A 12,976-nucleotide genomic window follows, 5' to 3' on the forward strand; every position below is an offset into this window, starting at 1 on the left:
GCCCCCGGGACGATGTCACATCTTCGGCAGCATCTGTCCGCGGATCTCGCCGCCCGGGTTGGCGGCGGTGTGCACATTGGCGTACCACTTGCCCGCGGACAAGTCGGCGGCCTGTGCCGGCGTGAGCGTGGCCTGGCCTTCGATCGGGCTCGCCGGGTTGGCAAAGGGCAGCACCACGCCCGCATTGGCGCCCGCGGCGGCCGGGCCGTGGAAGTGCGCCATGGTGGCCGGGCCGCTCAGGCCGGTGTAGGTGATCTTGTACTTGAGCACGTTGGTGTCGCGGTCGAGCCAGGCCTCGGCCATGCCGCTGCCGCGCGTCATGTTGGGCGGGACTTCGCTGGCTGCGTTCATCGCGCCGCTGAAGCTCGCGACGTTCGACTTCGACATCATTCCGCAGCCGACCAGCGCGGCACTGGCCACCCCGGTGATGAGGGCTGCGCGCAAAAGGGTGCCATATTTGGTCATGAGCTTGATCTCCTGAGTTATGAAAGCCTCCACAGCATAGGCAGCACGGCGGGCTTGGCTTGTCGGCCACCACCCCGACTTTGACGGCCGCCTAACGGCTGATAAAGGGCTGAAAGGCTGAAAGAAAATGCAACGATGACTTTCAACGCCCTCCCCACCGCCCGCGACGTGGTCGATTTCTGGCGCGAAGCCGGCCCGGACCGCTGGTTTGCCAAGAACGACGCCTTCGACGCCGAATTCGCCGCCCGCTTCTCGCACGCTCATCAGGCCGCAGCCCGTGGCGAACTCGACCACTGGACATCCGACGCCGAAGGCGCCCTGGCCTTGCTGGTGCTGTTCGACCAGTTTCCCCGCAACACCTGGCGCGGCAGCCCGCACATGCTGGCCACCGACGGCAAGGCGCTGGCCGTGGCGAAGCAGGCAGTCGAATCAGGCTTCGACCTGCAGTGCGAGCCGGTGCTGCGACGTTTCTTCTACCTGCCCTTCATGCATTCCGAAGTGCTGGCCGAGCAGGAGCGCTCGGTCGAGCTCAACGCCGCGCTCGACGCCAACACGCAGCGCTACGCGGTGCTGCACCGGGACATCATTGCGCGCTTCGGCCGCTTTCCGCACCGCAACAGGATGATGGGGCGCAGCACCACGGCGGAAGAGCAGAAGTATCTCGACGAAGGCGGCTTCGCCGGCTGAAGCGAGGCTCAGGTGTCGTTGTGCGGCAGCGGCACGTTGCGCGTCGGCGACGGGTTCAGGTCGGCAATGCCCTTCGTGTCCTTCATCGAGCCGTAGGTACGCGCATAGACCCAGGTGAACTCGGCCCCCAGCAGGAAGATCTGCGCCGAGTAGTAGACCCACACCAGCACCACCACCAGCGAGCCCGCCGCCCCGTAGCCCGAGGCCACGCTGCTCTTGCCGATGTACAGCCCGATCAGGTGCTTGCCCACGGTGAAGAGCAGCGCCGTGACTGCCGCCCCCACCCACACGTCGCGCCACTGCACCTTGGCGCGCGGCATGATCTTGTAGATCATCGCGAAGATCGCCGTCACCATCGCGAAGCTGAAGACGAAGTTGACGGCCTGCGCCGTTGTCTCCCAAGCGCCGAACACCGGCGACCACCACTTGCCCAGGGCCGCGAGCGCGGCGCTCGCCACCAGCGACACCATGAGCAGGAAGCCGATGCCCATGATCATGCTGAACGACAGCATCCGCACGCGCAGCATGTTGAACAGCCCCTTGTTCTTGGCGCGGGCCGGCGCGCGCCAGATGCGGTCGAGCGCGTCCTGCAGTTCGCCGAAGACGGTGGTGGCGCCCAGCACCAGCAGCCCGATGCCGATCACCGTGGCGACGATGCCTTCGGCCGGCTTGTTGACGGCCTTCAGCATGCCCTGCACCGCCGCCGCCCCCTGCTCGCCCATCAGGCCCGAGAGCTGCGCGAAGATCTCGCCGCGCGCGGCCTCCTGCCCGAAGACCAGGCCGGCCACCGCAATCACGATCAGCAGCAGCGGTGCAATGGAGAACACTGTGTAGTAGGCCAGCGCGGCGCCCATGCTCGGGGCGTAATCGTTCGACCAGGAGTTGAAGGCCCGCTGGCAGAGATCGAAGAGTGCGCGCAGTTGCTTGACCATGCTGAAGTGTCCCTGTGGAATCGCCCGGCGCCATGTCGATCCGGCGCCCGGCATGTTGAAAGCGTGCCTACGATAATCGCTCCACATGCACCCGTCTCCCCCCGCTGCCCAGCCCCAGTCGTCACGCGACCTTTTTGTTTCATTCACCTGGCTCGCGTTGCAGGGCTTCGGCGGTGTGCTCGCCATCGTCCAGCGCGAGATGGTCGAGAAGAAGAAATGGCTCACGCCCGAGCAGTTCCTCGAAGACTGGGCGGTGGCGCAGGTGATGCCGGGGCCCAACGTGATCAACCTCGCGCTGATGATCGGCGACCGCTACTTCGGATTGCGCGGCGCGCTCGCCGCCCTGGCGGGCATGTTGACCATTCCTCTGGTCGTCATTCTTGCGCTGGCCGTGCTGTATGCGCACTTCGCCGGCAACCCGCAGGTGGCGGCCGCGCTGCGCGGCATGGGCGCGGTGTCGGGCGGACTGATTGCCGCGACCGGCATCAAGCTGGTGCCGCAGCTGCGCAAGCATCCGCTGGGCTTTGCAACCTGCCTCTCCTTCATGGCGCTGGTGTTCGTGGCCATTGCGGTGTTCAAGATCCCGCTCGGATGGGTGCTGCTGGCGGTCGGCGGCGTCGCCTGCGTGTGGACCTGGAAGAAGATCGCGCCATGACCATCACGATGCAATGGCACGACTGGCTGGCCCTGTTCGGTCAATACGCGCTACTGTCGCTGCTGTCGATCAGCGGCGCCATCACCACGGTGCCCGACATGCACCGCTACCTCGTGGTCCAGCACAGCTGGCTCACCGACGCGCAGTTCAGCTCCTCGATTGCCATCGCGCAGGCCGCGCCCGGCCCCAACGTGCTGTTCGTGGCGCTGATGGGCTGGAACGTCGGGCTCAACGCGGGCGGCGGCATCGGCGCCGGGCCCTCGGCCTGGCTGCTCGGCTTCTTCGGGCTGATGCTCACCATGGTCGGCATCATGCTGCCGAGCACCACCCTCACCTACTTCGCCACGCGCTGGGGCCACCGCAACCGCACGCGCCGCGAGGTGCGCGCCTTCAAGCAGGGCATGGCGCCCGTGGTGGTGGGCCTGCTGATTGCCACCGGCTGGGTGCTGGCTGCGGGAAACCATGCCGGCAATGCGCCTGCCTGGCACCTGTGGCTGCTGACCGGCGTTTCCGCCCTTATCGTCTGGCGCACGCGCATTCACCTGCTCTGGCTGCTCGGCGCCGGAGCGGCGCTGGGCGCCGTGGGCTTCGTCTGATCCTTCGTCTCATCTATTTCTTCTTCAGGAACACTCGACATGTCGCAACTCCGCCCGCTCGGCCGCTCCGGCCTCCTGGTTTCCCCGCTCGCCTTCGGCGGCAACGTGTTCGGCTGGACCGTCGACGAAGCGGCGTCGTTCAAGCTGCTCGATGCCTGGCTAGATGCGGGCTTCAACTTCGTGGACACCGCGGACGTGTATTCGGCATGGGTGCCGGGCCACACCGGCGGCGAGTCGGAGACGATCATCGGCAAGTGGCTCAAGCACAGCGGCAAGCGCAACCGCGTGGTGCTGGCCACCAAGGTCGGCAAGCCGATGGGCGAAGGCAAGGTGGGCCTGGCACCAAAGTACATCCGCGAAGCCGTCGAGGCCTCGCTCAAGCGCCTGCAGACGGACTACATCGACCTCTACCAGTCGCACGACGACGATGCCGGCACGCCTCTCGAAGAATCGCTCGGCGCCTTCGACGACCTGATCAAGGAAGGCAAGGTGCGCGCCATCGGTGCCTCGAACTACAGCGCGCCGCGGCTGGCCGAAGCGCTCGACGTGTCGGAACGCCTGGGCATCGCCCGCTATGAAAGCCTGCAGCCGCTGTACAACCTGTACGACCGCGCCGTGTTCGAAGATGCGCTGGAGCCGCTGTGCATCAAGCGCGAAGTGGGCGTGATCAACTTCTACGCTCTGGCCGCCGGCTTCCTCACGGGCAAGTACCGCACCGAGGCCGATGCCGCCAAGAGCGCGCGCGGCGCCAACACCACGAAGAAGTACCTCAACGAGCGCGGCCTGCGCATCCTCGACGCACTCGACAAGGTGGCCCAGCAGTACAACGCCAAGCCGGGCCAGGTCGCCATCGCCTGGCAGATCGCGCGGCCGGGCGTGACGGCGCCCATTGCCAGCGCCACCTCCATCGCGCAGCTCGAAGAGCTCGTGGTCGCGACGCAGCTGAAGCTCGACGCGGGCACCATCGAGATGCTCGATCGCGCCAGCGCTGAAGCAGAACCCGCTGCCTGAGCGGCTCCCGGCGATGAGCGTGTTCGACACCATCGCAGCGCCCGCGCTCGAGCACTTCGTCGACCTGCGCGTCGAGGTGGGCCTGCCGCAGGTGCTGGGCAACAGCCCGCGCGGACTGCGCCGCGTGGTGCCGATCACGGGCGGCGAAGCCATCGGCCACGGCTGGCGGGCGCGCGTGCTGCCGGGCGGCAGCGACTTTCAGTTGATCGTGAGCGACACGCTTTCCGAGCTCGATGCGCGCTATGGACTGGAGACCGATGCCGGCGATATGGTCTACGTGCAGAACCATGCAGTGCGTTCGGCCTCGCCCGAGGTGATGGGCAAGCTGCTGCGCGGCGAGCCGGTCGATCCGTCGCAGGTGTACTTCCGCTGCAGCCCGCGCTTCGAGACCGCCTCGCCTTCGCTGAAATGGATCAACGAGCGCATGTTCGTCGGCGCCGGTGTGCGCCACCCGGCCGAGGTGGTGATGCGCTTCTTCGCGCTGATCTAGCTGCTAGCCGTCGACCGGATTCATCGGCGTCGCAAGAATGCGCTGGTAGAAGGCCACGTCGAGCCAGCGGCCGAACTTGAAACCGGCCTGCCGCACCGTGCCCGAATGCTCGAAGCCCAGGCGCTCGTGCAGCGCGATGCTGCCGGCGTTGGCTGCATCGATGGCACCGACCATCACGTGCACGTCGCGCGCGATGGCCTCGGCAATGATCGCTTCCATCAGCGTGCGGCCCAGGCCCTCGCCGCGGTGCGCGCTGTCGACATAGACCGAGTGTTCCACCGTGTACTTGTAGGCGGGAAAGGCACGGAACGTGCCGTAGCTGGCGAAACCCAGCAGGTTGCCGGCATCGTCCACGGCACCTATCACGGGAAAGCCGTTGGCACGCTTGGTGGCGAACCACGCGACCATGTTCTCTGGCGTGCGCGGCTTGTAGTCGTACAGAGCGGTAGAAGTGACGATGGCCTCGTTGAGGATGGCCAGGATCGCGGCGGAATGCGCTTCTTCTGTGCAGGGGATGAGACGCATGGTGTCCTCGTTGAAATTTCGTTCAATATAGGAGAATAATAATCTCATATGAGAAACGATTCATCTCCTGCCGACGCGCCCGGCCAGAACATCGACATGCTCATCGCCACCCGGCTGCTGGCGCTGAGGCAGGCGCAAGCACTGAGCCTCGCGGAGCTGGCTGAGCGTTCGGGCGTGAGCAAGGCCATGATTTCCAAGGTGGAGCGTGCGCAGAGCAGCCCCACGGCCGTGCTGCTGGGCCGGCTGGCCGCCGGGCTCGGGGTGCCGCTGGCGCAGCTCCTGACGGAAGAGAAAGAGCAGCCACAGCGCCTGCGCACGCGCGCCGAGCAGGAGGTCTGGCGCGACCCGAAAGCCGGCTACCTGCGGCGCCAGGTCGCCGAGCGTCATGCGGGCAGCGGCGTCGAGTTGGTCGAGGTCGAGCTGCCGCGCTCGGCGCAGGTCGACTACCCGCGCTGGAGCGGCAAGCCCTACCGGCAATGCCTCTGGATGCTCGAAGGCGCGCTGCGGGTGGACTACGGCGACGAGCGCTTCGAACTCGCACCGGGCGACTGCCTCGACTTCGGCGTGGACCGGCCGCTGGTCTTCAAGGCGCTGGGGCGCACCGCCTGCCGCTATCTGCTGGCGGCAAGCCCGGAGTAGCCGCACGCGCAGGGTAGGCAAGCTCCGACACGCACTGGCGGTCGACGCCTGTGTGGCACCTGCCACCCCTCGGGATACTGCAAGGCATCTCAGCTTCCAGAGGAACGACGATGTCATTCGCGCTCTACATGATCGGTTTCGTGATCTTCCTGGGCGGCCTCATCTGGGGCGCCTCCGTCGCCGGCGTGCCGACGCTCTACATCGGCATCGGGGCAGTGATCCTGCTGGGGATCGGCATCTTCAGCGCGGTGAGCCGCACGCGTGGCAAGGATCCGTCCTGACCGGCCGGGTGCATCCATCAGGTTCACACAGGCTTCACGCCGCACGCACATGGCGTAGCTAACTTCGCATGCGCACCGCAGACCGCGGTGCGCATCGAATCCAGTTGGCTGCCCCATGCACACTTCTTCCAGCTTCTTTTCTCCCCTCGCCTCCTCATCCTGCACAGCGCCCCAGCCGGCCCCGGCTCCGGCAGCAAGCCCCGGCAACATCAAGGTCGACCTTCTCGTCGTGGGCGCGAGCTTTGCGGGCCTGGCCTGTGCCCGGGCCGCGGCCCTTGCAGGCCTCAGCGTGATGGTGCTGGAGAAGAAGAGCAGTGCTGGCGCCAAGCTGCACACCACCGGCATCATCGTCAAGGACGCGGTCGACAGCGTGCCGTGGCTGGCCGAAGTGCCGCCCGCGCTAGTGCGCCGCATCGAAGGCGTGCGGCTCTATGCGCCCAACATGCGCCATGTCGACCTGCACGCGCCGGGCTACTGGTTCTGGGCCACCGACGCGCCCGCCCTGCTCGACTGGATGGTCGGCTCGGCCCGCGCCAGCGGCGTCGACGTGCGGCTGGACACGCTGTTCGAGCAGGCGCTGTGGCTCAACGGCCGGTGGGAAGTGCCGGTGACGCAAGGGCCCTGCATCACGGCCACCTACCTCGTGGGCGCTGACGGCCCCCACTCGCGCGTTGCCAAGGCCCTGGGCCTGTCGCGCAACACGCGCTTCCTCTACGGCATCGAGCACGAGTACCAGGGCGCGCGTATGGCGCCCGGCCTGCTGCATTGCTTCATCGACCGCAAGCTCGCGCCCGGCTATATCGGCTGGGCGCTCGACGGGGTCGGCGTGAGCCAGATCGGGCTGGCGCGCCGCACGGTGCACAACAGCGCGGGCGCGCTGAAGCTCGATCCGCTGCTGCGCAAGATTGCCTCGGTGGTCACGCCCGGCGACGCCCCGCCGGTCGCGGTGCGTGCGGGAATGATCCCGTGCGGCGGCGTGCTGCCGGTGGTGGCGCGCGAGCGGGCCCTGCTGGTGGGCGATGCGGCGGGCATGGTGTCGCCGGTGACTGCCGGCGGTATCCACACAGCGCTGCTGCACGGGGAGCGCGCGGGCGAGGCCGTAGCGCGCTTCGTGCGCGGCGAGGCCGGCGACCCGGCCACGTGGTTCGTTCGTGGCTACCCGGGCTTCCGGCTCAAGCGCGCGCTGCGCTGGGCCTTCGACCATTTCCAGAGCGACTGGATGTTCGACCACCTGCTGGGCACGCCGCAGATGCGGCGGGTGGCGGAGCTCATCTACTTCCACCGCAAGGGTGGATCGCTGCCCAAAAGCTAAAAGAGACGGCGCTCAGGCGCCGCGCTGGCGCATCGCCTCGTAGAGGCACACGCCACTGGCCACCGAGACATTCAGACTCTCGACCGCGCCGGCCATCGGAATGCTCACCAGCTCGTCGCAGGTCTTGCGCGTGAGCTGCCGCATGCCTTCGCCTTCGGCGCCCAGCACCAGCGCCAGGGGGCGCTTGAAGTCGCTCTGGTAGATGGTGCCCGGGGCATCGTCGCTGGTGCCCACGCACCAGATGTTGCGTTCCTTGAGTTCGTTCAGGGTACGCGCGAGGTTGGTGACCATGAAGTACGGCACCGTCTCGGCCGCGCCGCTCGCCACCTTGGCCACGGTGGCGTTGATGCCGGCCGCGTGGTCCTTGGGGGCGATGACCGCATGCGCGCCGGCGCCGTCGGCCACGCGCAGGCAGGCGCCGAGGTTGTGCGGGTCGGTCACGCCGTCGAGCACCAGCAACAGGGGCACGGTGCCGGCCTCTTCGAGGCCTTCGAGCAGTTCGTCGAGCGAGCGGACCTGAACCACGGGTTCGACCCGTGCCACCACGCCCTGGTGGCCGTGGCTGCCGCTGAGCTTGGACAGCCGCAGGCCGTCGGCCTCGACCAGCCGCACACCGGCCTCCTGCGCACGCGCGATGAACTGTTTCATGCGCGCATCGCGCCGGCTGGCGTCGAACATCACTTCGAGCACCGATTTAGGCGCGGTCTTGATGCGCACGCCTACGGCATGGAAGCCGAAGATCACTTTGGGGGAAGACATCCCTGGATTATCCCTACCCCCGGGACCTGGCCATTTCGCGTGGTCAGGCGATCGGCAAACCACTGAGCGCGCGAGTGCGCTCGTCGTGCAGTTCCTGCACCGCCAGCGCGCTCGGATGCACCTTCGCACCGTTGCCCACGCTCTCCAGGTACTGACAGGCCGCGTGACCCTCAGCTGCCTTTTCGTAGCGCGCGATCCAGGCGTCGCGCGCAGGCAGCTTCTCGGGCGACACCGGCCATATGCCCGGCTGGGGCCGCATGTGTTCGCCGATGCCGATGCGCCAGGGCTTGGCACTCACCCGGGCACGAAAGCATTTCTGGTTGCGGCACATGCGTGCGTAGACCTTGTCGACACCCATTGCATGAAAGCAGTCGGCCACCGCGGTGTCGGTCGGATCGAAGACATCGTGCATCGCCAGCACCCGGAAGCCTGCGGGCGTGCGGTAGATGCGCAGGTGCCAGTCGGGGTGCTGCTGCATGAAGCGCCCGATGCGCTCGGCCGCCCGCTTCTCAGGCGCGGGGTTGCCGCTGTGCTCGCCGCGCTTCTTGCGCTGGCCGATGACCCATGCCACGACGAAGACCACGATGCCCGCGATCAGCCCGCCCAGCCAGGTCTTGGCGGCCCAGCCACCGACCACCCCGGCGATCAGCGCCGGCACCAGCGCAAAGCCGAACACGCTGCCGCGCAAGGGCTCCTCGAAGTCGATGTCGACGAACAGCACGTCGGGCGTGTTGAGGCAGCGCGCGCCGTAGGTGTTGCGCGTGATGACGGTGTCGCCCTGGCGCTCGACGATTTCCTCGCGGATCGGCATGCCGTCGGCGCCGTTGTAGGGCATCTTGCGTTCGCGGCGCTCGAGCTTCTCGCCCTTGTGGACGATGCGATCGAAGGCATCGCGCGTGCGCTGGTCGGCGTGCGCCTGCGCGGCCAGCGGGCTCTCGTCGGACCAGCCGAAGCGGCGCACGGTGAACTGCTTGCCGGCCACGCTCTCCTGGATACGGCCTTCGGCCCAGAACTGGGGAACGATCATCGACTCAAGCCTTTCCGGCAATCAACAACCAGGCCATGACCGCCGCCAGCACGATGATCAACGCCGGCAGCCATTTGTAGCCGTCGCCATGCACGCGGCCCGGTTCGTCCATCTGGCGGCGGGGCATGTGCTGGGTCAGGGGGCTGAAACTTCCGAGCGCCGGATCGTCATGGTTGTCGACCAGCCGCTTGGCCGCGGACAGGCTCAGGCCCGTGGCTTCGCGCGTGAGGCGGATGGCCTCGATCTTGTTGCCCTGCGCCAGGGCTGCGAGTGCGATGGAGGGCATGGAGGCGAAGCCGCGGTCCTGCATGGCGGCGGCAGGCGCACCGCGTCCGCTGGCTTCGCCTTCTCCCCGCTCCAGCCTGTCGGCGTAGCGATCGACAGCGTCCTTGGCCGACTTGAGGTCCACGCCCGTGCGGGCGCGCACGATCTTGATGGCCTCGATCATCCTGCCGCGCTGCAGCGCCAGGACGGCGTCGGTCGGAAGCTCCTCCATGAATATCTCCTGTGTGGCTGGCTATTTACTTATGTTTAATAGCTTATTGCGCTTGTCAGGCGGGCGCCAGAGCCACTTTTTCATTAAGTGCGACACGACCGGCCTCGATGGTGATGCGTCGCTCGCATCGGGCCGCGATGCCCCGGTCGTGGGTGACGAGCACGAGCGTGGTGCCGAGTTCGCGATTGAGGTCGAACATCAGCCGCATCACCTGCTCGCCGGTGGCGAAGTCGAGGCTGCCGGTGGGTTCGTCGGCCAGCAGCAGCGCCGGCTGCACCACGAAGGCGCGGGCCAGCGCCACGCGCTGCTGCTCGCCGCCCGAGAGCACCTTGGGGTAGTGCCCGAGCCGCTGGCCGAGGCCGACGCGGCCGAGCATTTCGGTGGCAGCCTTGCGCGCGTCCTTGCGGTTGGCCAGCTCCAGCGGCAGCATCACGTTTTCGAGCGCGCTCAGGTTGCCGAGCAGTTGAAAGCTCTGGAACACGAAGCCCACGCGCTGCGCGCGCACGGCGGCGCGCTCGTCCTCGTCGATGGCGAAGATGTCTTCGCCGGCGATGCGCACCGTGCCGCGCGTGGGCGTGTCCAGCCCCGCGATGATCGACAGCAGCGTGCTCTTGCCGGAGCCCGAGGCGCCGACGATGGCCGCGGTTTCCCGCGCGCCGAGGGTGAAATCGATGTCCTGCAGAATGTCCAGCGTGCCGGCCGAATCGGTGACGGACTTGAAGACATGCTCGACGGCGACAATTGCATCAGACGGGGGTTGGGACATGGAAAGGCTTTGGTTTTGAATCGACGTGACTTTATCTTGACCACCGCCGCGCTCGGCAGCGCGGGGCTATGGACGACCGCGGCGCAGGCCCAGGCTCAGGCCCAGGTACCGATGGCTGGCAAGCCGGTGATCCTGGTGCTCGGCGATTCGCTGAGCGCAGAGTACGGCCTCAAGCGCGGCGAAGGCTGGGTACCCTTGCTGGAAAAAAGGCTTGCGCAGCAGAAGATCGCGGCCACCGTGGTCAACGCCAGCATCAGCGGCGACACCAGCTCCGGCGGGCGCTCGCGCCTTGCTTCGCTGCTGGCGCAGCACAAGCCCAGCCACGTGGTGCTGGAGCTCGGCGCCAACGACGCGCTGCGCGGCCTGCCGCTCTCCGACACCGAAAGCAACCTGATGCAGATCACCAAGGCCGCGCAGGCCGCGGGCGCGAAGGTGCTGATCGTCGGCATCCAGGTGCCGCCGAACTACGGCGGCGACTACACGCGGCGCTTCGAAGCGGTGTTCTCCAAGGTGGCGGGCGCGACCAAGTCCGCGCTCGTGCCCTTCCTGCTCAAGGGCGTGGCCGATGCGCCCGATGCGCTCTCGCTGTTCCAGGCCGACCGCATCCACCCGACGGCCGCGGCGCAGCCGCAACTGCTGGACAACGTCTGGCCCGAGCTGCGCAAGCTGCTGCCGAAATAATCAAGAAAAAAGCCGCCGCAGGCGCAGGCCTGCGGCGGCTTCTTGATGGGTACGCCAGGAGCGGATCAACCGTTCTTGGTGGGCAACTCGGGCACCGTGGGTGGATCGCGTTCGAGCGAGGCCACGTCGGTTTCCGGATCTCCGGGGGCCAAGCCGTCGCTGCTCGGATTGAGTTTGCGGTTCGCCTTTTCCCGGAGCTTTTCTTCCTTCTTCTTCTTCTTGGCCAGCTCTTTCTGGCGCTTCTCGTAGCCGTAATTGGGTGTTGCCACTGCTTCTCCTTGGGCGAGGCAGTCAGGGTGACTGCGCGTGGCCTACTGTAAGCGATAACGGTGCAGTCCCAAGACGGTACCCACTGACGCTCCCAGAGAGCGAGAAGCGATTTTTTACATCCGCGCCAGCGCCTGCTGCAAGTCGGCGCGCAGGTCCTCCACATCTTCGAGGCCGATCGAAAAACGAACGAGCGTGCCCTTGTAAGGCCAGCGTGCCACGGAGGCATCGCGCATCAGGCCGATGTCGTACGGCACCACCAGGCTGATGGGACCGCCCCACGAATAGCCGAGGCGGAACAGCTGCAGGCTGTCGCAGAAACGGTCGACCTGCTCGGTGCTGTAGCGCTCGTCGAACACCACCGAGAACAGGCCTGCGGCCAGGTCGGTCGCGCCGCACAGCGCGCGCCAGTGCACGTGCCCGGGCGAGTCTTCGAGCGCGGGGTGCAGCACCTGCGCGATCTCGTCGCAGCCGTTGAGCCAGCCGGCCAACTCGCGCGCCGCGCGGTCGTGGGCGGCATAGCGCAACGCGATGCTGGGCAGCGAGCGCAGCAGCGTCTCTACGTCGCCCACGCCGATGCCGAAGCCCATGCGCATGTGCGTGAGCTTGAGCGCGCGGTGCAGCCGCTCGTCGCGCGTGATCACGCTGCCCATGAGCACGTCGCCGCCGCCGCTCGGGTACTTGGTGAGCGCGTGCACCGAGATGTCAACGCCCTGCCCGCTGTCGTTGAAATCGAAAGGCGCAAAGGCCAGGCCCGCGCCCCAGGTGTTGTCGAGCGCGGTCATCACGCCGCGCGCGCGGCAAACGTTCACGAGCGCAGGCAGGTCGGGAAACTCCATCGTCACCGAGCCCGCCGCCTCGACCCAGACCAGCCGCGTGCGGTCCGACAGCTTGGCCGCGAGGTCGGCCGGATTCATCGCGTCGTACATGCGATGGGTAATACCGAAATTCGCCAGTTCGCCGGTGGCCAGCGCCTTGTTGGGGCCGTAGGCGTTGTCGGGGATCAGCACCTCGTCGCCGGTCTTGAGGAAGGCGAACGACACCAGCGAGATGGCCGCCAGCCCGCTGGGCACGAGCAGGCATTCGGTGCCGCCTTCGAGCGTGGCCAGGCGCTCTTCGAGCGTGAAGGTGGTGGGCGTGCCGTGCAGGCCGTAGGTGTAGCCGGCCTTGGTGCGCCAGTCGCGCGCGCGCATGGCGGCCACGTCGGCGAAGAACACGGTCGATGCCTTGAACACGCCGGGCTGCGGCGCGGCGAAGGTGGCTGGCGGAACGTAGGGGTGGTGGATCAGGGTCGTGGAAGGCTTGCTCATGGAGCGATGCTAGCGCGAGCGCCGCATCCGGGGATTTCGCGGGCGGGGTGATTGCGCCGCGTGGCGGCTCGGCAGAC

General features: G+C 67.3%; 18 protein-coding genes. 9 read left to right on the plus strand and 9 right to left on the minus strand.

Annotation, left to right across the window (positions count from 1 at the left end):
- Nucleotides 1-15 precede the first annotated feature (15 nt).
- A complete protein-coding gene (locus BLV60_RS07100; protein WP_093052127.1) occupies nt 16-465 on the minus strand; it encodes a CHRD domain-containing protein in 450 nt (149 codons plus the stop codon).
- A gap of 135 nt (nt 466-600) precedes the next feature.
- On the opposite strand from BLV60_RS07100, the gene BLV60_RS07105 reads away from it, so the two are divergent.
- Nucleotides 601-1,152 carry a DUF924 family protein gene (locus BLV60_RS07105; protein ID WP_093052130.1) on the plus strand — a complete coding sequence of 184 codons (552 nt, stop codon included), beginning with the start codon at nt 601-603 and terminating at the stop codon, nt 1,150-1,152.
- An 8-nt stretch (nt 1,153-1,160) separates the two neighbouring features.
- On the opposite strand, the gene BLV60_RS07110 is transcribed toward BLV60_RS07105, so the two are convergent.
- Entirely contained in the window at nt 1,161-2,084 is a 924-nt protein-coding gene (locus BLV60_RS07110; protein ID WP_093052133.1) for a YihY/virulence factor BrkB family protein, read from the minus strand.
- Between the two features lie 85 nt (nt 2,085-2,169).
- Here BLV60_RS07110 and BLV60_RS07115 point away from each other — a divergent pair, with 85 nt between their 5' ends.
- From BLV60_RS07115 to BLV60_RS07130, 4 genes are read left to right on the plus strand one after another with little or no spacing between them, the layout of a single operon-like run.
- Entirely contained in the window at nt 2,170-2,739 is a 570-nt protein-coding gene (locus BLV60_RS07115) for a chromate transporter (protein WP_093052136.1), read from the plus strand.
- On the plus strand, nt 2,736-3,335 hold the full coding sequence (locus BLV60_RS07120; RefSeq protein WP_093053164.1) for a chromate transporter: 600 nt from the start codon (nt 2,736-2,738) through the stop codon (nt 3,333-3,335). The genes BLV60_RS07115 and BLV60_RS07120 overlap by 4 nt, the downstream gene beginning before the upstream one ends.
- Nucleotides 3,336-3,374: 39 nt before the next feature.
- Nucleotides 3,375-4,346 carry an aldo/keto reductase gene (locus BLV60_RS07125; RefSeq protein ID WP_093052139.1) on the plus strand — a complete coding sequence of 324 codons (972 nt, stop codon included), beginning with the start codon at nt 3,375-3,377 and terminating at the stop codon, nt 4,344-4,346.
- Between the two features lie 13 nt (nt 4,347-4,359).
- Nucleotides 4,360-4,836 carry a DUF3237 domain-containing protein gene (locus BLV60_RS07130; RefSeq protein ID WP_093052142.1) on the plus strand — a complete coding sequence of 159 codons (477 nt, stop codon included), beginning with the start codon at nt 4,360-4,362 and terminating at the stop codon, nt 4,834-4,836.
- A gap of 3 nt (nt 4,837-4,839) precedes the next feature.
- On the opposite strand, the gene BLV60_RS07135 is transcribed toward BLV60_RS07130, so the two are convergent.
- The gene (locus tag BLV60_RS07135) at nt 4,840-5,361 is read right to left on the minus strand and encodes a GNAT family N-acetyltransferase (protein ID WP_093052145.1); all 522 of its coding nucleotides are present in this window, start codon (nt 5,359-5,361) and stop codon (nt 4,840-4,842) included.
- Nucleotides 5,362-5,409: 48 nt separating this feature from the next.
- Here BLV60_RS07135 and BLV60_RS07140 point away from each other — a divergent pair, with 48 nt between their 5' ends.
- The 3 genes from BLV60_RS07140 (at nt 5,410) to BLV60_RS07145 (ending at nt 7,593) form a co-directional block, all read left to right on the plus strand.
- Complete coding sequence (locus BLV60_RS07140) at nt 5,410-6,000, plus strand: helix-turn-helix domain-containing protein (RefSeq protein WP_093052148.1); 591 nt, start codon at nt 5,410-5,412, stop codon at nt 5,998-6,000.
- Nucleotides 6,001-6,110: 110 nt separating this feature from the next.
- A complete protein-coding gene (locus BLV60_RS34310; protein WP_176928733.1) occupies nt 6,111-6,281 on the plus strand; it encodes a hypothetical protein in 171 nt (56 codons plus the stop codon).
- A 115-nt stretch (nt 6,282-6,396) separates the two neighbouring features.
- The gene (locus tag BLV60_RS07145) at nt 6,397-7,593 is read left to right on the plus strand and encodes an NAD(P)/FAD-dependent oxidoreductase (protein ID WP_093052151.1); all 1,197 of its coding nucleotides are present in this window, start codon (nt 6,397-6,399) and stop codon (nt 7,591-7,593) included.
- Between the two features lie 12 nt (nt 7,594-7,605).
- On the opposite strand, the gene rlmB is transcribed toward BLV60_RS07145, so the two are convergent.
- The 4 genes from rlmB to BLV60_RS07165 are packed head-to-tail and all read right to left on the minus strand — an operon-like array spanning nt 7,606 to nt 10,641.
- Nucleotides 7,606-8,352, minus strand: a complete 747-nt coding sequence (rlmB, locus tag BLV60_RS07150; protein ID WP_093052154.1) for a 23S rRNA (guanosine(2251)-2'-O)-methyltransferase RlmB — start codon at nt 8,350-8,352, stop codon at nt 7,606-7,608.
- Between the two features lie 43 nt (nt 8,353-8,395).
- Complete coding sequence (locus BLV60_RS07155) at nt 8,396-9,379, minus strand: inorganic phosphate transporter (RefSeq protein WP_093052157.1); 984 nt, start codon at nt 9,377-9,379, stop codon at nt 8,396-8,398.
- Between the two features lie 4 nt (nt 9,380-9,383).
- A complete protein-coding gene (locus BLV60_RS07160; RefSeq protein WP_093052158.1) occupies nt 9,384-9,875 on the minus strand; it encodes a hypothetical protein in 492 nt (163 codons plus the stop codon).
- A gap of 55 nt (nt 9,876-9,930) precedes the next feature.
- The gene (locus BLV60_RS07165) at nt 9,931-10,641 is read right to left on the minus strand and encodes an ABC transporter ATP-binding protein (protein ID WP_093052161.1); all 711 of its coding nucleotides are present in this window, start codon (nt 10,639-10,641) and stop codon (nt 9,931-9,933) included.
- 36 nt (nt 10,642-10,677) lie between these two features.
- Here BLV60_RS07165 and BLV60_RS07170 point away from each other — a divergent pair, with 36 nt between their 5' ends.
- On the plus strand, nt 10,678-11,322 hold the full coding sequence (locus BLV60_RS07170) for an arylesterase (protein ID WP_176928734.1): 645 nt from the start codon (nt 10,678-10,680) through the stop codon (nt 11,320-11,322).
- A gap of 65 nt (nt 11,323-11,387) precedes the next feature.
- Here the strand turns inward: BLV60_RS07170 and BLV60_RS07175 are convergent, their stop codons facing one another.
- Nucleotides 11,388-11,591, minus strand: coding sequence for a hypothetical protein (locus BLV60_RS07175; RefSeq protein WP_093052173.1), 204 nt, complete (start codon nt 11,589-11,591; stop codon nt 11,388-11,390).
- A gap of 114 nt (nt 11,592-11,705) precedes the next feature.
- Nucleotides 11,706-12,899, minus strand: coding sequence for a PLP-dependent transferase (locus BLV60_RS07180; protein WP_093052176.1), 1,194 nt, complete (start codon nt 12,897-12,899; stop codon nt 11,706-11,708).
- Nucleotides 12,900-12,976 lie beyond the last annotated feature (77 nt).

The sequence above is a fragment of the Variovorax sp. YR634 genome (assembly GCF_900106655.1).
GTDB lineage: Bacteria > Pseudomonadota > Gammaproteobacteria > Burkholderiales > Burkholderiaceae_C > Variovorax.